We start from the raw sequence: 22,349 nt of genomic DNA, 5'->3' as shown, positions 1-22,349 counted from the left end.
TTAGCAAATTACTCAATCTAAGGAATTTAACTGACACTTAACCTTAGATGTGTACGCAACGATACTGCGGAATTTAAGCCTTTGGAGAGTCATACTAAATGGCAGTAGCTTTGGCGAAACCAGACTCAGAGAATAAGGAAGACACAAAATACGAAAGTCGGAAGATATAAGTTGTGTCACAGTAGAGATGTCTACATTTTTTAAGAAATGTATATGTTTTTCGTATCGGCACTCGTTTTATAGCGACAAAGGAATGTGTTGATGCCTCTGAGGCTTATAAAGAAGCCTTAATCGGAAGCACCGAGGCAGATACGACTGTTATAAAACGCTCTATAGGCGCACCGGCAAGAGCGTTGAGCAGTGAATTTACGGAAAAGATATTAGAAATTGAGCGTACTACACCTACGTATGAGGCATTAAAAGATTATATTAGCGGGAAAGCAAATAAACGTTTTATTTATGATGGCGAAAAAGATGAAGGAATTGGCTGGGCTGGACAAGTTACAGGAATGATCCACGATATTCCAACAGTCGAGGAGCTAATCACTCGAATGCTTGCAGAAGCAGAAAGTATCCGGGTAAAATGGTGTCAGTAAGATAAAGGTGGTTATGTCCAATGGAATACTCTTATCCATTTTCAACTGATTGGTCAACTGAGGAAATTGTTGATGTTGTCCAATTTTTTGAAGGAATTGAACAAGCTTATGAAAAAGGCATTAAGCGTGAAGTAATGATGACGAAATATCGTCGTTTTAAAGAAATTGTTCCTTCACAGTCCGAGGAAAAAACAATTTTCCGTGAGTTTGAAGAAGCAAGTGGCTATGTCAGTTACCCTGTTGTGAAACAAGCAAAAGAAGGAACTGATGGCACGATTATTAAAGTTGCCCCGAAGCAACGTCGATAAAAATGTGGACGTGAGAAATACTCACGTCCACATTTTTTATCTGCTAGCTTTACACTATCCCTGTGTTAAAAATAAGCGTATTTCATATACTACATAAACAATATAAAACATCCCAATTTTTTGAAAAGAAGAGAAAAAATAAATAATTTCCTCAAACCCTCATCCATAAGAATATTCCTCAAATAAATTTTCAATAGCTAGGAATAATAACGAAAATTTTCCACAATATATAAATATCATTAAAATTGTTTTAGTTATTATGTCACAAAGCTTGAAGCACAATCCGTCAAACTTTATTTTCCAACAATGATGTTATAAATAGGGAGTAAATGGCTAAAGGTTTCTTCCGTTAATTGATGAAGTTGGCTAGCTGACAGCTTGACAGCTTGATCTTTTGGAATATGGCGACCTACTAAAAACTCGCCTTTTTTAACATCACGTAAACGGATAAGTAATTCATCTAGCTTGTCTTCCTTTGCATCTTGCATGGAAATGGCTGCTGGAGACATGTGGTCCCCAGAGACAATGAAATCCTCAGGAAGCTGCTGCAGCATTGCTCTGTTGGCAATTAAACGTTCTGCCATCACATTTTTTTGTGGAGCTTCATAAATAATAGCTAAGACGATGAATAAATGTGTGCTCCAAAGTCCAATCTGAAAGTGAGGTAATGATTTATAACCTCTTTTGTACGGAGCGAAAGCAACCCAGCTGTCGTTTGGGGGATTTACTGTTCTACGCGCATGCTTCGCAACATGAGGATAAAATTCTTCTCCGAGATGACTCGAAAAGAAGGAAGAAAAATCCTCTCCAAGCAATTGGAATTTTGGACGTACACATACATTTAAAGCATCCATTCTCTGTTCTAAACCGTCTATTTGAAAAACATTGAAGTCTTTGTTAGTCCACTTTATTTTCGGCATTTTTATTAACTCCTTTCGATTTATAAGGTTTATTTTATAAGGAAAATGGGAAAAAATCTTATAACAAGCATTTTATCGAATGTGACAAGTTTTGTGAAAAAATAAAAAAAGGAAGTGATTTTTATGAAACCAATCGTAAAAATTATACGTAAAGTCGACATTGAAAAGCAATATGAACACATTTTGCAATTAGAATTAGATTATGAATTAGCCTCGCTATTCTCGGCAATGAATGAAAAAAATGAAATTGAAATTGAAAAAAGTAAAAAACGTCTTGGTGAAATTCAGCTGGAACTTGAAAGCTTGCACGCCTATGCGTAATAAAAATAATATTCCGATTTGAAAAATCACTTGCTGAATATTCCGACAGCAGGTGATTTTTATTGCTATAAAGGGTAAAATAGACAGTATATCATAATGGAAAGTTATATTTTCAGGGAAGAATTATGTGCTGCTTATTAAGTAGGCTAAAAGCATAGGACCTTTTCTTATAATCGAAGGGTGGGTTTTTATGGATTTACAACAAATTGATCAATTTGCGAAAAGTATTATATATGAAGCGGGTAGCCGTATTCGAGAGGCCTTTTCGTACAATCTAGTTATCGAGACAAAATCAAGTGCAAACGACCTTGTCACAAATATTGACCGTGAAACAGAATTATTTTTTATCGAAAAAATACGAGGTTTCGATCCAACCCACAAAATTTTAGGGGAAGAGGGTATGGGAGAGAAAGTTGAGTCGTTAGATGGTGTTGTATGGATTATTGATCCAATCGATGGCACGATGAATTTTGTGAAACAACATCGTCATTTTATGATTTCTATCGGTATTTTTGTTAATGGGGTAGGCAAGCTTGGTTACATATTTGATGTAATGCGTGAAGATTTATTTTATGCTATTGCAGGTGAAGGGGCATGGTACAATGACTCACCATTACGTAAATTGCAGTCAGTCAAAATAGAAGAATCGGTCATTGGTATAAACGCACACTGGGTAGCACCAAATCGACATATTCACAATGAAAAAGTAATTGAAATGGTTCGGAAAATACGTGGAACGCGGTCATATGGTTCAGCCGCAATGGAAATAGCGTTTGTTGTCAGTGGTAAATTAGATGCTTATGTATCAATGCGACTATCGCCGTGGGATATAGCTGGAGGTACGATTATCGCCAAGGAAGTTGGTGCTATTACCACTAATTTACACGGAGAGGGCTTTGATTTCTTGCATCAGGATACGTTTATTATTGCCAATCCTTCTATACACAAAGAGTTATTAGAAAAATATATTGTGCCTTATGAATAAAAAAGGAGCTGTCTATTTTTTAGACAGGCTCCTTCTTACATTAGCAATCAACTCTTATTAAAGTAAACCTTGCTCACGTAGTTTACGTTTCATTTTAAAGGCTGTCATGAAAATGACACAAGTAGCAACAATGCCTGCTATTATACCTAATACACTGTCAATTGCCACTGAATATCCGATAGAACACATTGCTAAAACAGCTGCTAATGCGTAAATGGCCATTACGAATTTTGCACGATTCATAGCCGAGCCTCCTATATTAAAAATTTGTAAATAAAATATATTTTTTAGAATGAGGAAAATTCTAATAAGGACATTTCTATCCTTCTTGTGCTATAATATCACAGTTAAACATTCGAAAAAAGAATATGGAGTGGAATAATGACAAACTTACGTCAAGATCTTCGCAATATCGCAATAATCGCCCACGTTGACCATGGTAAAACTACTTTAGTCGACCAATTACTAAAACAATCAGGTACATTCCGTTCAAACGAACGTGTTGAAGAACGTGCAATGGACTCTAACGATATTGAACGCGAACGTGGTATTACGATTTTAGCTAAAAATACAGCAGTAAACTATGAAGGAACTCGTATCAACATCCTTGATACGCCTGGACACGCTGACTTCGGTGGTGAGGTAGAACGAATTTTAAAAATGGTAGATGGCGTTGTACTAGTTGTCGATGCGTATGAGGGTTGTATGCCACAAACACGTTTTGTGTTGAAAAAAGCATTAGAACAACGTTTAACACCAATCGTTGTTGTTAATAAAGTAGACAAAGATTCAGCTCGTCCACTAGAAGTAGTAGATGAAGTACTTGAATTATTCATTGAACTAGGTGCAGATGAAGATCAATTAGAGTTCCCTGTTGTCTATGCTTCAGGTGTAAATGGTACAGCTTCTTTAGACGCTGATCCATCTAAGCAAGAAGCGGATATGAAATGTCTATTTAAGAAAATTATCGAAGCTATTCCAGCACCAATTGATAACTCAGAAGAGCCATTACAATTCCAAGTAGCTTTACTTGACTATAATGACTTCGTTGGACGTATCGGTATTGGTCGCGTATTCCGCGGAACAATTTCTGTAGGTCAACAAGTATCTCTTATGAAGTTAGACGGAACAGTGAAAAACTTCCGTGTAACGAAAATCTTTGGTTTCTTCGGCTTAAAACGTGAAGAAGTTGAGACAGCAAAAGCTGGTGACTTAATCGCCGTTTCAGGTATGGAAGACATCAACGTTGGTGAAACAGTTTGCCCTGTTGAGCACCCAGAAGCGCTAACGCCATTACGTATTGATGAGCCAACTTTACAAATGACTTTCTTAGTAAACAATTCTCCATTCGCAGGTCGTGAAGGGAAATGGGTTACTTCTCGTAAAGTAGAAGAGCGTTTACGTGCTCAATTACAAACAGACGTATCTTTACGTGTTGAAGATACTGATTCTCCAGATGCTTGGACAGTTTCAGGTCGTGGAGAGCTTCACTTATCTATCCTTATCGAAAACATGCGTCGTGAAGGCTTCGAATTACAAGTGTCAAAACCACAAGTAATCGTGCGTGAAATCGACGGCGTGAAATGTGAACCTTTCGAACGCGTTCAAATCGATGTGCCTGAAGAAAATGTTGGTTCAATTATTGAATCAATTGGTACACGTAAAGGTGAAATGCTTGATATGGTGAACAACGGCAGTGGTCAAGTTCGTTTAACGTTCTTAGTACCAGCTCGTGGATTAATCGGTTATACAACTGAATTCATGTCGATGACAAAAGGTTTCGGTATTATCAACCATACGTTCGATTGCTATCAGCCATTATTACCAGGAAGAATTGGTGGCCGTCACCAAGGTGTACTAGTTTCAATGGAAACTGGTAAATCAACAACTTATGGTATGATGCAAATTGAAGACCGTGGTACACTGTTCTTGGAGCCAGGTACAGATATTTACGAAGGTATGATCGTTGGAGAAAATACTCGTGACGCTGATATCACTGTAAACATCACAAAAATGAAACAAAAAACAAACATCCGTTCAGCAAACAAAGACCAAACGAATGTTATTAAAAAGCCACGTATTCTATCACTAGAAGAAGCGCTTGAATACTTAGGTGATGACGAGTACTTAGAAATCACACCAGAATCTATTCGCCTTCGTAAACAAATTCTAGATAAAAACGAACGTGAGAAAGCAGCGAAAAAATTACGTAACGCAGAACAATAATTTTCCGCTGACATGAAAGGAAGAGGAGTCTTGGATATAAAGTCCGCTTTATTGGGTGAACTAAATGTTATTCAAGTTGCTGCATCAACAAATGCAGAGGAAACAACAAAGGTTTATGAGAGAATGGCTGGTATAACAAGATTTTTATATGAAAATTTACCGAGCTATGACATTGCAGGCTACGTTGTATTTCTTCTTGTATTTGTACTTTCTGCTATTGTCTATAAATTAGGCTTTGCAAAGAAGTTAAAGCTATCTCAAAATATTGCCATTTATGTATTCCTGTTCCTAGGATGTATTATGTTGACATTTTTCGCGTTGTTCCTACCTATGATTGAGGGTCTCATCGTAGCGGCGTTAATTTTGATTGTATATAAAACACGTATGTGGCGTGAAAAAAGAGAAGAGCAACAAGCTGCAAATCGATGAGGGTAGCTTGGCTCCTATACCGTGAAACTTGTATTGAGTTTTTAAGTAATAAAACAGCCTTAGCATTAATTTGCTAAGGCTGTTTTATTTGGTATAGTAAAAAATTTTATCGTTTTTAGCCATCTACATATAAACGATTGGCTACGGAACCCATTTTCAATCGATTGTGTCTCTCAAACCTAAATTGATTGGCACCGAAATCTTCTAGTGTGAATAAGTTAATGTCGATAGGCTTATTTCATCAATCAAGGAGGAAATGGAATGCGGTGGCTTAAAAAAGGTTTACTATTTAGTGTTATTGCTTTATTATTCCTTTCTTTGACGGCGTGCAATAAAACAGAGCTTGAAAAAGTCAAAGTTGGGGAAGTGACGCGCTCGATTTTCTATGCGCCGCAGTATGTAGCACTTGAAAAAGGGTACTTCAAGGATGAAGGGCTTTCCGTTGAGCTACAAACAATTGCAGGTGGCGATAAGACAATGACGGCGTTACTTTCTAATGGCATTGATATCGCCTTAGTTGGATCGGAAACTTCTATTTATGTAACGCTCCAAGGCGCCAATGACCCGATTCAAAATTTTGCGCAGTTAACTCAAACTGATGGCACATTTTTAGTGGCGCGTAAAAAGATGGATAATTTTTCATGGGATCAATTAAAAGGCTCTACATTTTTAGGACAACGTAAAGGTGGAATGCCACAAATGGCTGGTGAGTTTGTCCTGAGAAAACATGGCATTGACCCTGCGAATGATTTAAAGCTCATTCAAAACATTGATTTTGCTAATGTTTCTACAGCCTTTGCTTCTGGAACAGGGGACTATGTACAGTTATTTGAACCACAAGCTAGTATCTTTGAGAAAGAAGGTAAAGGCTATATTGTCGCTTCATTTGGTACTGAATCTGGGCAATTACCTTATACATCATTTATGGCGAAAAGCAGCTATTTAAAAGACAATGCGAAGACAGTTCAAGGCTTTACAAATGCATTGAAACGAGCACAGGATTTTGTACAAAAAGCGAGTCCGGCCGAAATAGCGAAAATTATTCAACCATACTTTGAAAATGTCGATGTTGGATTAATTGAAACAGTGGTTGAGCGTTATAAATCACAAGGTTCCTATGCTACAGATCCTATTTTGGATAAGGGGGAATGGGATAACTTGCAAAAGATCATGGAGGAAGCAGGTGAACTTCCTCAACGGGTGGATTATGAAAAGCTTGTGAATACAACCTTTGCTAAAAAGGCAGCTGAGTAATATGGAAATTTTAAAAGTAGAAAATATTCACCATAGCTATTTTTCAAAAACGCAGGCTAAGGAAGTTTTACGTGATATAAATTTAGATATTCGTGAAGGTGAGTTTGTTTCTTTTATAGGGCCTAGCGGATGTGGGAAAACGACGCTATTATCAATTATTGCGGGCTTATTTGCGTCTACAGAAGGTAAGGTATACATTGATGGTGAGGAAATTTCATCACACAATCAGTCTCTCATTGGTTACATGCTTCAGCAAGATTATTTATTTCCTTGGAAAACTATCGAGGAAAATGTCACGATTGGTTTGAAAATCATGGAGCGAAGCACTAAAACGCATAAAGTAACTGCAAATGCACTTTTGCGAGAAATTGGTTTACCGCACGTAGGGAATAACTATCCGAGAGAGTTATCAGGTGGCATGCGTCAACGAGTAGCACTGGCAAGAACTTTAGCGGTGGACCCTAAAATTTTATTGCTAGATGAACCGTTTTCGGCACTTGATTATCAGTCTAAATTAAAACTGGAGGATTTGGTTGTTGAAACGTTAAAGGCCTATCAAAAAACTGCAGTTCTTGTAACACATGATATTGGTGAAGCCATTGCGATGAGTGAACGGGTATTTCTATTCTCGGCAAATCCGGGTACATTGCATAGAGTTTTTGAAATACCTTCGGAGTTACAAGAGCTTTCACCTTTTGATGTTCGACAGCATCCAGCATATTCAGATATATTCCAAACTATTTGGAAGGAGCTGGAGAGTCTTGGATAATGCTTTATTTAAACAGTATCTGCAAATGCTAAAAAAAGAAAAGCGCTATGTTCGATTATATCAGCTTATTATCTTACTCGTATTTTTTTGTGGGTGGGAGCTTCTTTCAAGATTTGGATGGATTGACCGTTTAATTTTTAGTTCACCAACGCAGGTATGGCACACATTAGTAGAAAAAGTGAGTGATGGTACGTTAACACTGCACGTTGGTGTAACGTTAATGGAAACAATCATTGGCTTTATTGCTGGTACATTAATAGGTACTTTAATAGCAATCGTATTGTGGTGGTCACCGATGCTATCAAAGGTGCTGGATCCATATTTAGTAATTTTAAACGCCATGCCGAAAGTTGCCTTAGGGCCAATTTTAATAGTCGCTCTTGGTCCGGGGTATTTTTCAATTATAGCGATGGGTGCGTTGATTTCAATCATTATTACAACCATCGTAGTTTATACAGCTTTTAAAGGGGTAGATCCAAACTACAGCAAAGTATTACAAACTTTTGGGGCAACTAGATGGCAAATATTTAGGGCAGTTATTTTACCTGCTTCGTTCCCAACGATTATTTCTACTTTGAAAGTAAATGTAGGACTTTCTTGGGTAGGTGTCATTGTAGGTGAGTTTTTAGTTGCTTCCAAAGGGCTAGGTTATTTAATTATTTATGGCTTCCAGGTGTTTAATTTTAATCTTGTGCTTATGTCACTTCTCATCATTGCTTTCTTTGCTACGATTATGTATCAGGTTGTCGAGTTAATTGAGAAGGCGATTGTAAAAAATAATGATTAGACGACGAAGGAAGGTGTCTCAAAAATAATGAGACACTTCCTTCAGTTGTTGAAAAACTCTTATATTGATGAAATTAAGGTTTCCCATTATATAAAGTATGGCTCTTCGGCAAAGTGCGGGGGTTGATTTCCGTTCCGACAGGGTGCTTTCGCGCAGAGCAAAGCTTCCTAGGGGCGTCCGATGAGCCGCTTCGCTTCGCTGCAGGGTCTCGGGCCAACAGATGTCTTTTGCGCGAAAGCGTAGTGCTAACGAAGCGACAGCAACAGCACGATGTTGGTCACGAGGGCGTTATCACAGGACGTGATGCTTTTAGCCTTCGTTCCTCTTTTGCTAATCCCCTAGGAGTCACCCAGCCTCCACTCCAATCAACCACTTCACATAGCGCGTATCTTCTGGCATGTTGCTCTAATTTATAGTGATAAACCAAAATTTCAGCAGCAAATTTTTTCTGTGCGAAAGCGAAGCGTCAGCAACAAATGTTTTCTGTGCGAAAGCGAAGCGTCAGCAACAAATGTTTTCTTCAATGAAATGAAGTGTCAGCGGCCCAGGGTTACGATCGTATCACTGTTATAAGTCTTTCCATTCGATTAGAGAGCCTGAAATCACCTTTATCTAAAGCACCGCAACATTCACAAAAATGTCCTTGACCATTTTATTTTTCAACACTATAAAGGAGGTGTCTCAAATAATGAGACACCTCCTTCAATTGCTGTTAAAATTCTTTATCCATTTGTGGTGAAGTACGATAAAAACGGAAATTTCCTGTTTCAATGCGTGCAACGGTATTTTCTTCAATACGATCATGGCATGTGCCACACATATACGTATGAATTGGTCGATTGCGTAATTTTTTTGCTAACGGTAAATTATCATCTAAATTGTTAATTGTATCGCAAATAACGCATTTTACGCGCATTGCATTCCCTCCTACTCAGCACGAATTGCTACTATATTTTTGATAGGGTTGTCTACATTTGAACCGTCTCTAAATAGCACATGAACAGGGCCATCTTCCATTAATGGCTTGCCATCTTGGCTATATTTTAAAATTAATGTGTAAGCTTCTTCAATTGTAAATGAATATTCTTTGCCATCTTCACATTCAATGACGATTGTTGTTGCTTCAGGTTTAATCTCAGCATTTTTCAAGAAGTGACTTAATTCAATCCCGAAAGTACCTGTTTCCATCCCTTTGCGGTCAAATTTTCGTTCTGATTTCAATGTTGGTGGGAAAGTAGCTCCTTCCATAATCTCACGCGACCAGTGAGCACCTACCTCACGCATATATTTAATATCCGAATCTTCCTCAACTTCTTTTGTATCGAAGTACGTTTTTAAATCTAATTTACGATCATCGAAAATCCAAACAGTGGGATCTAATGTTAGTTGGAATGTAACTGCGCCCTTGATAGGAATTATTGTTTCCATTATAGAAATCCTCCTCAAATCTTGTATATCCATGAAATAGTATAACGCTAATGACTAGAGATAATAAAGAAATATAATTCGATTTCTCTATTTTCCAATGTAGACACTTGCATTTTTAACGACTAAAAGATAAACTTTATTAAGATAGAATCGAAGAAATATCAGATAATGGGGGCGTCCTCATGGATACTAAATCACAAACTTCTTTTCAGGAGAAGGCTTTGGAGCTTTTAGTTGCTGATGCAGACAAAATTGCTCGCCTCATTCGAGTACAAATGGATCATTTAACAATGCCACAATGCCCTTTATATGAAGAAGTATTAGATACACAAATGTTCGGCCTTTCACGTGAAATTGACTTTGCTGTGAAGCTTGGACTCGTTGATCGCGAAAAAGGCAAAGAAATTCTCGATTCACTCGAGAAAGAGCTTTCTGTACTACATGACGCGTATACAGACAAATAAAAAGAAAAAACTCAAACGCAATTTGCGATTTGAGTTTTTTTTCTAGAATGAGGTTTTCCGATGAAACAATATTTAAAACGTTATGCACAAAATTTTGATTACCCATTATTTTTTACTGTCCTATTTTTATGCTTATTTGGATTAGTAATGATTTATAGTTCAAGTATGATGGTAGCGATTGCAATAAAAGAAAAGGCGCCAGATTATTATTACCACAAGCAAGTAATCAATTTATCTGTAGCTTTTCTTGGATTTTTAGTAGCGGCATTTTTCCCGTATAAGCATTATGCGAATAAAAAAGTTATGTTGATACTTACCGCTGTATTAGTTGTACTATTTACTTGGGTAAAAATTGCTGGTAATGGTGATGAAGTAGGAATAGGGTCTAAAAGTTGGATTCATGTCCCTGGTTTTGGGAACTTTCAGCCTTCTGAATATGCGAAGCTATTTATAATTTTATATTTTGCTGCTGCTTTTTATCGGAAGGGACAAAAATATACACTTGAAAAGCTACAACCAACAGAAATATTTTATCCAATATTTATCTGGATTATGGTTGTTGCTGGTGTAGCGTTTGAAACCGACTTGGGAGCAAGTATTATTTTATGTGGAATTGCTGTTTCTGTTGTAGCAGCGAGTGGCATTCCATTTAAAACGTTTTGGAAGTTTTTTGGGGTATTGGGTGCGTTTGGAGGAGTCATCTTTGGTATACTAATGCTGTTTAAAGGAAATATGTTAACGCCAAACCGTATGGGACGTCTTCATTCTTTCATAAACCCGTTTGAGTATGAGAGTGGTAGTGGTCACCAAGTTGTCAATAGTTATTATGCCATTGGCGGAGGCGGTCTAGAGGGAAGAGGTCTCGGTCAATCGATTCAAAAATTGGGGTATTTACCTGAACCACAAACCGATTTTATTATGGCGATTATTATGGAGGAACTAGGAATTTGGGGCGTTCTTATCGTTTTAGGTGGTATAGGATTTATTGTATATAAAGGATTTTCGATTGCGTTGCGCACGAAAGATCCACTAGCACGTATGATTACGGCTGGTATTGCGAGCTGGATTGGCTGGCAAACGTTTATCAATCTTGGGGGTCTAACTGGGTTAATCCCGTTAACCGGTGTAACGCTACCTTTTATTAGCTATGGCGGGACATCTATAATTATTCTATCTTTAGCAATGGGAATATTAATCAATGTTTCTATGTTTGAAAAGGTAGAAAGGAGAAAGACACAATCATAAAGGGGGATATCAATGGAGTCAATCAAAAAAATTCTCGTAGCCAATCGAGGAGAAATTGCAATTCGTATTTTCCGTGCATGTACGGAGTTGAATATCCAAACAGTAGCCATTTATTCGCGGGAGGACAGTGGGGCTTTCCATCGCTTTAAAGCAGATGAGGCCTATTTAGTAGGAGCTGGCAAGAAACCAATTGATGCTTATTTGGACATCGAGGGCATTATTTCGATTGCCAAAGATGCTAATGTTGATGCGATTCATCCGGGTTATGGTTTTTTATCGGAAAACGTAGAATTTGCACGTCGATGTGAAGAAGAGGGGATTGTCTTCATTGGGCCGACTTCTCAGCATTTAAATATGTTTGGAGATAAGGTGAAGGCGCGTGAACAAGCAATTGCGGCAGGCATTCCTGTTATTCCTGGAACAGATGGTCCAGTAGATAATTTAGCAGAGGTAAAGGCTTTTGCTAGCGCATATGACTATCCAATTATGATTAAGGCAGCATTAGGCGGCGGTGGTCGTGGAATGCGTCTTGTTCATACAGAAGAGGAGCTAGCTTCCTCCTATGAACGTGCAAAATCAGAGGCGAAGGCAGCATTTGGCTCTGATGAGGTATATGTAGAAAAGGCTATTATTAAGCCAAAGCATATTGAAGTCCAAATTATTGGCGACCAACAAGGTAATATCATTCATTTATATGAACGTGATTGCTCGATTCAACGTCGTCATCAAAAGGTTGTTGAAATTGCACCATCTAATTCAATTTCGGAAGATTTAAGAAACCGAATTTGTGATGCAGCGGTTCAATTAATGAAAAATGTCTCATACATAAATGCAGGGACAGTAGAGTTTTTAGTCGCAGGCGAGGATTTTTATTTCATCGAAGTCAACCCTCGTATTCAAGTAGAGCATACGATTACTGAAATGATTACGGGTGTTGATATTGTGCATGCCCAAATTAAAGTAGCAGCAGGCTACGGACTGCATAGTGAGGAAATCCACATTCCACAACAGGCAGATGTTCCAATGATTGGCTATGCTATTCAAGCACGTGTTACAACGGAAGACCCTGCTAATGACTTTATGCCAGATACAGGGAAGCTTATGGTGTATCGTTCAAGCGGTGGCTTCGGCGTTCGATTAGATGCCGGAAATGGCTTCCAAGGGGCTGTAGTAACACCGTTCTATGATTCATTGCTGGTGAAAATTTCAACGACAGGGATGACGTTTAAAGAAGCTGCAGCAAAAATGGATCGAAATTTAAAAGAGTTCCGTATTCGTGGGGTGAAAACGAATATCCCATTCTTAAATAATGTCGTGACGCACGAGAAATTTTTAACAGGTGCATTTGATACAAGCTTTATCGATACAACACCTGAGCTATTCATTTTCCCTGAGCGCAAGGACCGTGGGACAAAGCTCTTAAGCTATATTGGTAATGTGACGCTAAATGGCTTCCCTGGAGTAGAGCAGAAAGCGAAACCAATTTTTATACAGCCGAGCATTCCGAGAGTCGATAAACTAATCGTTCCTCCAGCGGGGACGAAGCAAATTTTAGATGCCCAAGGAGCAGACGGGCTTGTGAAATGGATTCTAGAGCAAGAGGACGTGCTATTAACGGATACAACTTTCCGAGATGCGCACCAATCACTTCTTGCGACACGTGTACGTTCACAGGATATGTTCGAAATTGCAGATGCAACAGCGCGTATGATGCATGATTTCTTCTCACTCGAAATGTGGGGAGGCGCGACGTTTGATGTGGCTTACCGTTTCTTAAAAGAAGACCCATGGGAGCGCCTTGCCAAGTTGCGCGAACAAGTACCGAATGTGCTATTCCAAATGTTATTACGTGGTGCGAATGCAGTTGGTTACACAAACTATCCAGACAATTTAATTCGTGAATTTATCGCTGAATCAGCGGCATCAGGCATTGATGTTTTCCGTATTTTCGATAGCTTGAACTGGATTAAAGGAATGGAAGTAGCCATTGATGCTGCACGTCAATCAGGTAAAATTGCTGAAGCTGCGATCTGTTACACAGGAGATATTTTTGATGAAACAAGATCGAAATATTCAGTTCAATACTACAAGGAAATGGCAAAAGAGCTGGAAGCAGCAGGTGCCCATATTTTAGCGATAAAAGATATGGCTGGATTATTGAAACCAGAAGCAGCATATCGTTTAATTTCCGAGTTGAAAGAGACGACAAGCCTACCAATCCATCTGCATACGCATGATACAAGTGGCAATGGTATTTATTTATATGCCAAAGCGATCGAGGCGGGAGTGGACATCATTGATACGGCGCTCGGTTCGATGGCAGGTTTAACGTCCCAGCCAAGTGCAAATTCCTTGTACTATGCAATGAAGGGCAGTAAGCGTGGGGTTCGTGCCGATATTGATGCGCTTGAAAAGTTATCGTACTACTGGGAAGATGTGCGTAAATATTATAAGGATTTTGAAAGCGGCATGATTAGCCCGCATTCAGAAATTTATGTCCACGAAATGCCAGGAGGCCAATACAGTAACTTGCAGCAGCAGGCCAAAGCAGTGGGCCTTGGGGACAGATGGGAAGAAGTGAAGCACATGTATTCCCGTGTAAACCTTCTATTTGGCGATATTGTCAAAGTAACCCCATCATCGAAAGTTGTCGGTGATATGGCGTTATTTATGGTACAAAATGATTTAGATGAAAATTCTGTACTGACAAGAGGGCAAACTATCGACTTCCCAGATTCTGTGATTGAGTTCTTCCAGGGGTATTTAGGACAACCGCATGGCGGCTTCCCAGAGGCACTGCAAAAGGTTGTGTTAAAGGATCGTGAAGCAATTACTGTACGTCCTGGCGAGCTATTAGGGCCTGTGAATTTTGAGCAACTAGAGGCGGTACTCGAGGAAAAATTAAATCGTGCCGTGACGAAACAGGATGTGCTAGCGTTTGCTTTGTATCCAAAAGTGTTTGAAGAGTATGCCAAAACAGTGAACTCCTTCGGTAATATTTCGGTATTAGATACGCCAACATTCCTATATGGGTTAAAACTAGGCGAAGAAATCGAAGTCGAGATCGAAAAAGGAAAAACACTGATTATAAAACTTGTTTCCATTGGTGAACCACAGCACGATGGTACGCGTGTTATTTACTTTGAGCTAAACGGTCAATCCCGTGAACTAGTCATTCAAGATATGACTGTCGAAGTAGATGGTAGCTTGGCATTGAAAGCTGATCCAAGCAATCCAAATCAAATTGGTGCAACGATGCCAGGTACGGTCTTAAAGGTAGTCGTATCAAAAGGAAGCCATGTAAAACGTGGGGATCACTTATTGATTACTGAAGCAATGAAAATGGAAACGACCGTCCAAGCACCGAAAGATGGCATCGTGAAAGAAGTTTACGCAAGTGCGGGCGACGCCATTTCAACAGGTGATTTGTTAATTGAAATTGAATAATTGATAAAAAAGAAGGTTATTAGATGGCTTTTATAGCATACTAATAACCTTTTTCTTTGCTATATTGATTCATCAGCATAATGTAGGATTGCTTTCCCGGGGGCGTCGGGGCAACAAGTCTGTGCGAAAGCGAAGCGACAGCAACAAATGTTTTCTGTGCGAAAGCGAAGCGACAGCAACAAATGTTTTCTGTGCGAAAGCGAAGCGACAGCAACAGGATGTTGGTTTTATCGGAACACTTTCAGGAATTATCGACCAACTTTTGAATTTTATCTACTAACTTTTACGTTTTATCTACTAACTTTCACGTTTTATCACCCAACTTTTAAATTTTATCGACATCCACCTTCCAGAGAGCAAAAAAGATTCACACACAAAACTTTATTTTGTCGCAACTAACATTTTCATATGACACGTTTTAATAAATGCCATTCCCAACTTTTGATGATGTACCTATAAATATTACTATTGTTTAATAATAAACTTGTCGATTTTTTGACATATTATTGAGGCAGAAGCGTTTGAAAAGAAAAAGATTCGCCATCGAAAATATGGCGAATCTTTTTCTACTATTATTTGTTTTTTTCATTATAATTGCTACGTGCAACTAGCATTACCATATAGCAAAGTAGACCAAATAGAATTGAAATAAATAATGAATGAAGTAATGCGACTGTTAAATTCAATTTAGTTAGAACTACTAGCATACCAGCAATTACTTGTAAAATTACTATCGTAAAGGCAATAATCCAGCCGTAGTAAATAACACGTTGATGTTTATATTCTTTTACAACGTGCCACGTTATGTATGCAATCCAAATGAAAAAGATAAGAACAGCTAGACGATGTCCCATTTGCACCCATTCATACATATTATTAAAAGCTGCGAATGGTGTGTCGTTATAGCAAAATGGCCAGTCAGGACATATTAAGCTAGAATCTGTATGGCGAACAAGCGCCCCTGTATAAACGACTAAATAAGAATAAATTGTGACAGCAATCGTATGCCAACGCAATTTTTTTCCAATAAAAACGTTATCGGCATCAAATTTCCGATCGACTTCAAATACAATCATAGAAAGAAGGAGTACAGCAGCAAAGGAAATAAGAGAAATCCCAAAGTGGAGCGCTAATATGAAATCACCTTGTCCCCACAACACTTGAGCTGCTCCGATAAGAGCTTGTGCGATTAAGAAAAACATCGCTAAGAAACCTAATAATTTTACTTCGCGAATATGACCGAGTTTACGCCATGTCCAAACTGTTAACGCAAGAATTGAAATAGATACGACCCCAGTTACAAGACGATGTGAAAATTCAATTAAGACTGCTGATGTAATTTCTTTTGGAATAAGAGAACCATTGCAATCAGGCCAGTTTCGACCACAGCCTAAGCCACTATCTGTTTTGGTAACTAGTGCCCCACCTAGTAAAACAAGGAGCATTCCAACTGTAGCGGCAACAGCAAACCATTTCATATACCTGTTGTGTTGCATAAAATGAGTCACCTACTTTATCTATGGACATTACATGAAAGTAATGTTTCTGCTACTAGATAATATCGAAAATACAATTAAAATACAACTTGTAATGAGTAGGGAGTATTAGATGTCGATTCCATTTCACAAATTGTTCATAATTTCGTACTCTAACCTTCACAATTCATTTTAGAAAATGATTTACTATAGATATGTTGTTTTTAATATATTTCTAGACAAAGCTAATTTTTACAACTTCATCTAAATTTCACTTAATGTCTAGAAATCAATCGCAAATTTCGCTATAGTAATTGGTAGCGGAATATGCTTACAAAAATGAAAGGAGAAGGTATCATGTCAAACGGTCGTGCACTGACGGCTACTAGAAATAATGGACCAGCATCTACATCTGTTGTAAAAGATTTCTTAGCACTAATAAAAATTGGAATCGTTAACTCGAATCTTGTCACAACGTTTACAGGGATGTGGCTGGCATTTCAATTTTCTAGTAGACACTTCTTGCAAGAGCTTGATGTCATATTGTTCACCATGCTGGGTGCGGCATTAATTATAGGTGGCTCAGGCGCAATGAATAACTTTATTGATCAGGATATTGATCCAATCATGAAAAGAACAAAGGGTAGACCGACAGTAACGGGTAGATTTAAGCCGAATTTTGTATTGACTATTGCCCTCTCATTTTTAATTGTAGGTGAAATTTTGTTATTTGCGGCATCGTTTGCTGCCGGCATGTGGGGACTAGTAGGGATATTTGCTTATGTCGTTCTGTACTCAATGTGGTCAAAGAGGAAGCATGTTAGTAACACGGTTGTAGGAAGTATTTCAGGGGCGATCCCACCAGTTATTGGGTTTGCAGCAGTTGAACCTGCATTAGGTCCTGGAGCACTTGCCCTATTTCTTATTATGTTTGCATGGCAACCACCGCATTTTTATGCACTTGCTATGAAACGTACTGAGGAATATCGTGCAGCTAATATACCAATGCTACCTGTAGTAAAAGGATTTAAACGTACAAAGTACTCAATGTTTTTCTGGATTCTTTTATTATTACCATTACCATTCCTTTTACCAGAGCTTGGGGTTGGCTTCTTAATTCTTGCCACTGCATTGAACTTGGGCTGGTTGATTCTAGCTTGTAAAGGCTTTACCACAAAAGATGATATGAAATGGGCAAATAAAATGTTTATCTATTCTTTGAATCATATGACCATACTATTTGTATCTATCATAATTTTTGCGTTGTTTAGCTAAATTTAGGAATTCTTTCTTTTCCTAAAGAATTCATATAGACAGAACTTATTTCCTAGGTACACATGAAAAATACAACAAAGAAAGAGGGGTTTAATTAAGCTATGATGAAAGGGCTTAAAAAATGGCGTCTTTTTTCACTACTAGCAGTGATGATGGTTTTCCTTTCTGGTTGTGGTGAAGAATATATTTCTGCACTGAAACCATCTGGTCAAGTAGGTAAAGAACAATTCAATCTATTAATGCTAGCTACTGGAATTATGACGTTAGTTGTAGTGGTAGTATCCGTTATCTATTTACTTGCATTCTTAAAATTCCGCCGTTCAAAAGTTGGCGAAAACGTTATTCCTAAGCAAGTAGAAGGAAGTCACACTCTTGAAATAATTTGGACAGTTATTCCAATTATTTTATTATTAATCTTAGCTGTACCAGTTGTTACGGCTACTTACAAATTTGCAGATGTTGCTGCGATGGAAGAAGTAGATGAAAACGGTGACAAAACAGCACTTACTGTAAATGTAACTGCACATTTATATTGGTGGGAGTTTGAATACCCTAACCAAGGTATTATAACTGCACAAGAATTAGTTGTACCAACAGGTCAAAAAGTTTACTTTAACTTAAAAGCTGCCGATGTTAAGCACTCATTCTGGATTCCTGCTGTAGGCGGTAAAATGGATACGAACGTTGATAACTTAAACAAGTTCTATCTAGAATTCGATAAAGAATCAAAAGACCTTAAAGACGGCGTGTTCTATGGTAAATGTGCTGAGTTATGTGGTCCTTCACACGCATTAATGGACTTCAAAGTTAAAGCATTGAGCCCGGATGCATTCGATGCATGGGTAGCTTCAATGAAAACAACAGATAAAAAAATGCCTGATAAAACTTCAGCTGATCTAGGCGAGGCAACATTTGCTAATAGCTGTATGGGTTGTCATGCTGTATCTGGTACAGGCGGTTCAGGTTCAGCGGGTCCTAACTTAGCTACATTTGGTGACCGTAACCGTGTCGCTGGTTTCTTAGATCATGATGAAGAAAACTTAAAAGCTTGGATTAAGAATCCTGAGCAATTCAAGCCAGGTAACTTAATGATGAACGCAGAAGGTACTGCGCCAGTTTATGGCGATTTAACTGACGAAGAAATTCAAGCTCTAGCAACTTATATCATGGGCTTATCTGTTGAGAAATAATTTTAACTTTTATGTAACAAACTTTGAGGGAGGTAAAAGTTGTGAGCTCATACACACAGAAAAAGGGCTTTGGAGCAACTGTCTGGGAATACATTACAACTGTTGACCATAAAAAGTTAGCAGTAATGTATTTATTAGCCGGTACATTGTTCTTCGCTATCGCTGGTTTTGAAGCGTTATTAATGCGTATTCAATTAATGAAACCAAATAACGATTTCGTCTCAGCTGGTTTTTTCAATCAATTATTAACAATGCACGGAACAACAATGTTATTCCTAGCTGCGACTCCATTACTATTTGCATTTATGAACATGCTTGTACCATTACAAATTGGTGCGCGTGACGTAGCATTCCCGTTCCTTAACTCTTTAGGGTTCTGGTTATTCTTCCTAGGTGCATTATTCCTTCACCTATCATTCTTTATGGGTGGCGCGCCTGATGCGGGCTGGACGTCTTATGCATCATTATCTTTATATTCTCCTGGACATGGTATTGACTTCTATGTTCTCGGTTTACAAATATCAGGGGCGGGTACATTAATATCAGGTCTTAACTTTATCGTTACGATTATTACGATGCGTGCTCCAGGTATGACATTCATGCGTATGCCATTATTCACTTGGACAGCGCTAGTATCAAGTGCATTAATTCTATTCGCATTCCCTCCACTAACAATTGGTTTATTAATGATGTTATTTGACCGTATGTTCGGTGGTAACTTCTTTGACCATTTAATGGGTGGTAATACAATTATTTGGGAACACTTGTTCTGGATCTTCGGACATCCAGAGGTTTATATCTTAGTATTACCGGCGTTCGGTTTATTCTCTGAGATTATTCCAGCGTTCTCTCGTAAACGTTTATTTGGATACTCTTCAATGGTATTCGCAACAATTTTAATCGGTTTCTTAGGGTTCATGGTTTGGGCTCACCACATGTTTACAGTTGGTCTTGGGCCAACAGCCAACGCAATCTTTGCTGTTGCAACAATGGCAATTGCCGTTCCAACAGGTATGAAAGTATTCAACTGGATCTTAACTATTTGGGGCGGATCTATTAAAGTTACAACACCAATGCTTTATGCACTTGGTTTCATCCCGTCATTCGTTGCGGGTGGTGTTACAGGGGTAATGCAAGCATCTGCACCTCTTGACTACCAATTACACGATTCTTACTTTATCGTTGCTCACTTCCACTACGTAATCGTTGGTGGTATCGTAACAGCGTTATTTGGTTCAGCGCACTTCTACTGGCCAATTTTCTTCAACCGTATGTTAAACGAGACACTTGGTAAAATTACTTTCTGGGTATTCTTTATTGGATTCCATTTAACGTTCTTCGTTCAACACTTCTTAGGTCTAATGGGTATGCCACGTCGCGTATTCACTTACATGGAAGGTCAAGGTTGGGATTCGTTCAACTATATCTCTACAATCGGTGCATTAATGATGGGTGTAGGGGTTATCTTAATGGTAATCAACTGCTTAATGTCGATCAAAGGCAAACCAGCAGGTCGCGATCCATGGGGCGATGGACGTACATTAGAATGGTCAATTCCACAACCAATCCCATTCTATAACTTCCGTCAAACACCACTTGTTCGTGGTTTAGATCCATGGTGGATCGAAAAGCAAGAAGGTAATAAAGAAGTTACATTTGCTGAGCCAATCGGTGATATTCATATGCCAAACAACTCAGCTATCCCATTTGTTATTTCTATGGGCTTGTTTATCGCAGCATTCGGTGCTCTTTATAATCAAGATGCAGATAAACCATGGTCAATTTATATTTTAATTGGTGGTCTTGCAATTACATTTGGTGCTATGATTTTCCGTTCTGTTAAGGACGATCACGGTTTCCACTTACACAAAGAGGAAATTCTTGAAATTGAAGAACATCTTTACGGCAAAGGAGGAAATAAATAATGGATTTCAATACTAAATTTACTCCTCATACTTGGCCAGATCATCCTGAACAAGCGACGATGGAAGGGAAAAATAAAGTTGTTGGTTTCTGGATTTTCCTTGCCTGTGAAGTTGTACTTTTCGCAAGTTTATTCGCTACTTACCTAGCACTTAAGAACAAAGGGCCTGCTGGCATGGAGTTCACAACACAAGATTTATTTGAATTACCTTTAGCTTTTGCTATGACGATGTTATTATTAACATCTTCACTAACATCTGTTTATGCCATTTACCATATGCGTAACTTTAACTTTAAAGCTATGCAAACTTGGTTTGGTATAACATTACTTTTAGGTCTTGGATTCTTATGTCTTGAAATCTATGAATTCAATCATTATGTAGGTCTTGGTTTTACATTTGACCAATCTGCATTCTCAACTGCGTTTTATTCATTAGTTGGTACACATGGTTTCCACGTAACATTAGGTCTTGTGTGGTTTGCTACGTTAATGCTTCGTAATGCTAAGCGTGGTCTTAACTTATACAATGCACCTAAATTCTTCGTGGCTGCTTTATACTGGCACTTTATCGACGTAGTTTGGGTATTCATCTTTACGGTAGTATACTTGATGGGAGTGATCGGATAATATGTCTTCACACGATACACCTATAGTTGCTAAGTCTCAGGCACAATACGAGTATGATCGTCATCATAATGCCGTTCATATGCGTAAACAAGTTATCAACTTTGCGATTATGATTTTCTTTACGTTTATCGCATTCGCAGTAGTTGCAGCTGATTTTTCTAAATACTTAATATTACCGCTTATTTTATTGCTTGCTGGTGTTCAAGTTGTTCTTCAACTTTACGCTTTCATGCACTTAGAAGACAAAAAAACACACTTCGGTGGTGTAATTGGCTTCTTCATGTGGATGGGTATTTTAATCGCATTTACATTCTTCTTAGCATTTTTAACAATTATTTGGTGGTAATCACCAAAAAAGCACGTTCTCTACTTCGGTAGGAACGTGCTTTTCTTTTTGGGTTCTATTCACGTTATAGTGATGAGCCGGTATGAATTAATATAATTCATGTGAGAATGATTTTCGTTCCAGGTTACTCGCGTTCCTGTGGGCGAGCGTCGAGCCGCTTCCTTCGCTGTTGTTGTTGCTGTCGCTACGCTTTCGCACAGATAAAACATTTGCTGCCGCTACGTTAGCACTACGCTTTCGCACAGAAAACATCCGCTCCGTGCAGGGTCTCGCCTGTCTCGCTTTCCCACGGGAGTCGAGTAGCCTTCCACTCTAATCAGCAATAGCGTAGAA

The 22,349-nt window shown here is 38.4% G+C and carries 21 protein-coding genes and 1 pseudogene; 17 read left to right on the top strand and 5 right to left on the bottom strand.

All coding sequences use genetic code 11. The features are described from left to right. Positions 1-224 precede the first annotated feature (224 nt). Positions 225-596: pseudogene (locus ABH966_RS24725) on the top strand (NAD(P)H-dependent flavin oxidoreductase); the annotation flags it as partial. A gap of 20 nt (positions 597-616) precedes the next feature. Then, complete coding sequence (locus ABH966_RS24720) at positions 617-904, top strand: UPF0223 family protein (RefSeq protein WP_370083138.1); 288 nt, start codon at positions 617-619, stop codon at positions 902-904. A gap of 293 nt (positions 905-1,197) precedes the next feature. On the opposite strand, the gene ABH966_RS24715 is transcribed toward ABH966_RS24720, so the two are convergent. Continuing rightward, positions 1,198-1,824, bottom strand: coding sequence for a YktB family protein (locus tag ABH966_RS24715; RefSeq protein ID WP_370083136.1), 627 nt, complete (start codon positions 1,822-1,824; stop codon positions 1,198-1,200). Between the two features lie 123 nt (positions 1,825-1,947). Here ABH966_RS24715 and ABH966_RS24710 point away from each other — a divergent pair, with 123 nt between their 5' ends. After that, positions 1,948-2,145 carry a hypothetical protein gene (locus tag ABH966_RS24710; RefSeq protein WP_370083134.1) on the top strand — a complete coding sequence of 66 codons (198 nt, stop codon included), beginning with the start codon at positions 1,948-1,950 and terminating at the stop codon, positions 2,143-2,145. 190 nt (positions 2,146-2,335) lie between these two features. After that, positions 2,336-3,130 (top strand): inositol monophosphatase family protein, encoded by a 795-nt coding sequence (locus ABH966_RS24705; RefSeq protein ID WP_370083132.1) that lies wholly within the window; start codon positions 2,336-2,338, stop codon positions 3,128-3,130. Positions 3,131-3,187: 57 nt separating this feature from the next. Here ABH966_RS24705 and ABH966_RS24700 read toward each other — a convergent pair whose 3' ends face one another. Next, entirely contained in the window at positions 3,188-3,373 is a 186-nt protein-coding gene (locus ABH966_RS24700) for a DUF5325 family protein (RefSeq protein ID WP_370083130.1), read from the bottom strand. 138 nt (positions 3,374-3,511) lie between these two features. Here ABH966_RS24700 and typA point away from each other — a divergent pair, with 138 nt between their 5' ends. The 5 genes from typA (at position 3,512) to ABH966_RS24675 (ending at position 8,595) form a co-directional block, all read left to right on the top strand. Next, a complete protein-coding gene (typA, locus tag ABH966_RS24695; RefSeq protein ID WP_370083128.1) occupies positions 3,512-5,356 on the top strand; it encodes a translational GTPase TypA in 1,845 nt (614 codons plus the stop codon). A 30-nt stretch (positions 5,357-5,386) separates the two neighbouring features. After that, on the top strand, positions 5,387-5,785 hold the full coding sequence (locus ABH966_RS24690) for a YlaH-like family protein (RefSeq protein WP_370083126.1): 399 nt from the start codon (positions 5,387-5,389) through the stop codon (positions 5,783-5,785). Positions 5,786-6,046: 261 nt separating this feature from the next. Then, positions 6,047-7,039, top strand: coding sequence for an ABC transporter substrate-binding protein (locus ABH966_RS24685; RefSeq protein WP_370083124.1), 993 nt, complete (start codon positions 6,047-6,049; stop codon positions 7,037-7,039). A gap of 1 nt (position 7,040) precedes the next feature. Next, positions 7,041-7,808: an ABC transporter ATP-binding protein gene (locus ABH966_RS24680; protein ID WP_370083122.1), complete on the top strand. Its 768-nt coding sequence runs from the start codon at positions 7,041-7,043 to the stop codon at positions 7,806-7,808. Continuing rightward, positions 7,801-8,595, top strand: coding sequence for an ABC transporter permease (locus ABH966_RS24675; RefSeq protein ID WP_370083120.1), 795 nt, complete (start codon positions 7,801-7,803; stop codon positions 8,593-8,595). The genes ABH966_RS24680 and ABH966_RS24675 overlap by 8 nt, the downstream gene beginning before the upstream one ends. A gap of 712 nt (positions 8,596-9,307) precedes the next feature. On the opposite strand, the gene ABH966_RS24670 is transcribed toward ABH966_RS24675, so the two are convergent. Together ABH966_RS24670 and ABH966_RS24665 are read right to left on the bottom strand one after the other, a co-directional pair. Further along, positions 9,308-9,511, bottom strand: a complete 204-nt coding sequence (locus ABH966_RS24670; protein ID WP_053483434.1) for a YlaI family protein — start codon at positions 9,509-9,511, stop codon at positions 9,308-9,310. 11 nt (positions 9,512-9,522) lie between these two features. Then, a complete protein-coding gene (locus tag ABH966_RS24665) occupies positions 9,523-10,023 on the bottom strand; it encodes a molybdopterin-binding protein (protein ID WP_370083118.1) in 501 nt (166 codons plus the stop codon). Positions 10,024-10,205: 182 nt separating this feature from the next. Here ABH966_RS24665 and ABH966_RS24660 point away from each other — a divergent pair, with 182 nt between their 5' ends. The 3 genes from ABH966_RS24660 to pyc are packed head-to-tail and all read left to right on the top strand — an operon-like array spanning position 10,206 to position 15,179. After that, positions 10,206-10,487: an Fpa/YlaN family protein gene (locus ABH966_RS24660; protein ID WP_049668302.1), complete on the top strand. Its 282-nt coding sequence runs from the start codon at positions 10,206-10,208 to the stop codon at positions 10,485-10,487. A 60-nt stretch (positions 10,488-10,547) separates the two neighbouring features. Beyond that, positions 10,548-11,732 (top strand): FtsW/RodA/SpoVE family cell cycle protein, encoded by a 1,185-nt coding sequence (locus tag ABH966_RS24655; protein WP_370083116.1) that lies wholly within the window; start codon positions 10,548-10,550, stop codon positions 11,730-11,732. A gap of 12 nt (positions 11,733-11,744) precedes the next feature. Then, the gene (gene pyc / locus ABH966_RS24650; protein ID WP_370083114.1) at positions 11,745-15,179 is read left to right on the top strand and encodes a pyruvate carboxylase; all 3,435 of its coding nucleotides are present in this window, start codon (positions 11,745-11,747) and stop codon (positions 15,177-15,179) included. Between the two features lie 572 nt (positions 15,180-15,751). On the opposite strand, the gene ABH966_RS24645 is transcribed toward pyc, so the two are convergent. Next, positions 15,752-16,675 carry a COX15/CtaA family protein gene (locus ABH966_RS24645; RefSeq protein WP_370083112.1) on the bottom strand — a complete coding sequence of 308 codons (924 nt, stop codon included), beginning with the start codon at positions 16,673-16,675 and terminating at the stop codon, positions 15,752-15,754. 336 nt (positions 16,676-17,011) lie between these two features. Between ABH966_RS24645 and cyoE the strand changes: the two genes are divergently transcribed. The 5 genes from cyoE to ABH966_RS24620 all read left to right on the top strand — a co-directional run bounded on the left by cyoE (position 17,012) and on the right by ABH966_RS24620 (position 22,016). Further along, positions 17,012-17,929, top strand: coding sequence for a heme o synthase (gene cyoE / locus ABH966_RS24640; RefSeq protein WP_370083110.1), 918 nt, complete (start codon positions 17,012-17,014; stop codon positions 17,927-17,929). 101 nt (positions 17,930-18,030) lie between these two features. Next, on the top strand, positions 18,031-19,119 hold the full coding sequence (gene coxB / locus ABH966_RS24635; RefSeq protein ID WP_370083108.1) for a cytochrome c oxidase subunit II: 1,089 nt from the start codon (positions 18,031-18,033) through the stop codon (positions 19,117-19,119). A 41-nt stretch (positions 19,120-19,160) separates the two neighbouring features. Next, complete coding sequence (ctaD, locus tag ABH966_RS24630) at positions 19,161-21,044, top strand: cytochrome c oxidase subunit I (protein WP_370083106.1); 1,884 nt, start codon at positions 19,161-19,163, stop codon at positions 21,042-21,044. Then, on the top strand, positions 21,044-21,670 hold the full coding sequence (locus ABH966_RS24625) for a cytochrome c oxidase subunit 3 (protein WP_370083104.1): 627 nt from the start codon (positions 21,044-21,046) through the stop codon (positions 21,668-21,670). Before ctaD ends, ABH966_RS24625 begins: the two co-directional genes overlap by 1 nt. 1 nt (position 21,671) lies before the next feature. Then, positions 21,672-22,016, top strand: coding sequence for a cytochrome C oxidase subunit IV family protein (locus ABH966_RS24620; RefSeq protein WP_053594672.1), 345 nt, complete (start codon positions 21,672-21,674; stop codon positions 22,014-22,016). The last annotated feature ends 333 nt before the right edge of the window (positions 22,017-22,349 follow it).

Source organism: Lysinibacillus sp. RC46 (genome assembly GCF_041262385.1).
Classification (GTDB): domain Bacteria; phylum Bacillota; class Bacilli; order Bacillales_A; family Planococcaceae; genus Lysinibacillus.
The sequence above is the reverse complement of the archived record's forward strand: the minus strand, read 5'-3'. Positions and strand labels throughout refer to the sequence as shown.

Coding starts and splice junctions, on each gene's coding strand:
- ABH966_RS24720 (WP_370083138.1), top strand. CDS start 617: ATGGAATACTCTTATCCATTTTCAACTGATTGGTCAACTGAGGAAATT.
- ABH966_RS24715 (WP_370083136.1), bottom strand. CDS start 1,824: ATGCCGAAAATAAAGTGGACTAACAAAGACTTCAATGTTTTTCAAATA.
- ABH966_RS24710 (WP_370083134.1), top strand. CDS start 1,948: ATGAAACCAATCGTAAAAATTATACGTAAAGTCGACATTGAAAAGCAA.
- ABH966_RS24705 (WP_370083132.1), top strand. CDS start 2,336: ATGGATTTACAACAAATTGATCAATTTGCGAAAAGTATTATATATGAA.
- ABH966_RS24700 (WP_370083130.1), bottom strand. CDS start 3,373: ATGAATCGTGCAAAATTCGTAATGGCCATTTACGCATTAGCAGCTGTT.
- typA (WP_370083128.1), top strand. CDS start 3,512: ATGACAAACTTACGTCAAGATCTTCGCAATATCGCAATAATCGCCCAC.
- ABH966_RS24685 (WP_370083124.1), top strand. CDS start 6,047: ATGCGGTGGCTTAAAAAAGGTTTACTATTTAGTGTTATTGCTTTATTA.
- ABH966_RS24680 (WP_370083122.1), top strand. CDS start 7,041: ATGGAAATTTTAAAAGTAGAAAATATTCACCATAGCTATTTTTCAAAA.
- ABH966_RS24670 (WP_053483434.1), bottom strand. CDS start 9,511: ATGCGCGTAAAATGCGTTATTTGCGATACAATTAACAATTTAGATGAT.
- ABH966_RS24665 (WP_370083118.1), bottom strand. CDS start 10,023: ATGGAAACAATAATTCCTATCAAGGGCGCAGTTACATTCCAACTAACA.
- ABH966_RS24660 (WP_049668302.1), top strand. CDS start 10,206: ATGGATACTAAATCACAAACTTCTTTTCAGGAGAAGGCTTTGGAGCTT.
- ABH966_RS24655 (WP_370083116.1), top strand. CDS start 10,548: ATGAAACAATATTTAAAACGTTATGCACAAAATTTTGATTACCCATTA.
- pyc (WP_370083114.1), top strand. CDS start 11,745: ATGGAGTCAATCAAAAAAATTCTCGTAGCCAATCGAGGAGAAATTGCA.
- ABH966_RS24645 (WP_370083112.1), bottom strand. CDS start 16,675: ATGCAACACAACAGGTATATGAAATGGTTTGCTGTTGCCGCTACAGTT.
- cyoE (WP_370083110.1), top strand. CDS start 17,012: ATGTCAAACGGTCGTGCACTGACGGCTACTAGAAATAATGGACCAGCA.
- coxB (WP_370083108.1), top strand. CDS start 18,031: ATGATGAAAGGGCTTAAAAAATGGCGTCTTTTTTCACTACTAGCAGTG.
- ABH966_RS24625 (WP_370083104.1), top strand. CDS start 21,044: ATGGATTTCAATACTAAATTTACTCCTCATACTTGGCCAGATCATCCT.
- ABH966_RS24620 (WP_053594672.1), top strand. CDS start 21,672: ATGTCTTCACACGATACACCTATAGTTGCTAAGTCTCAGGCACAATAC.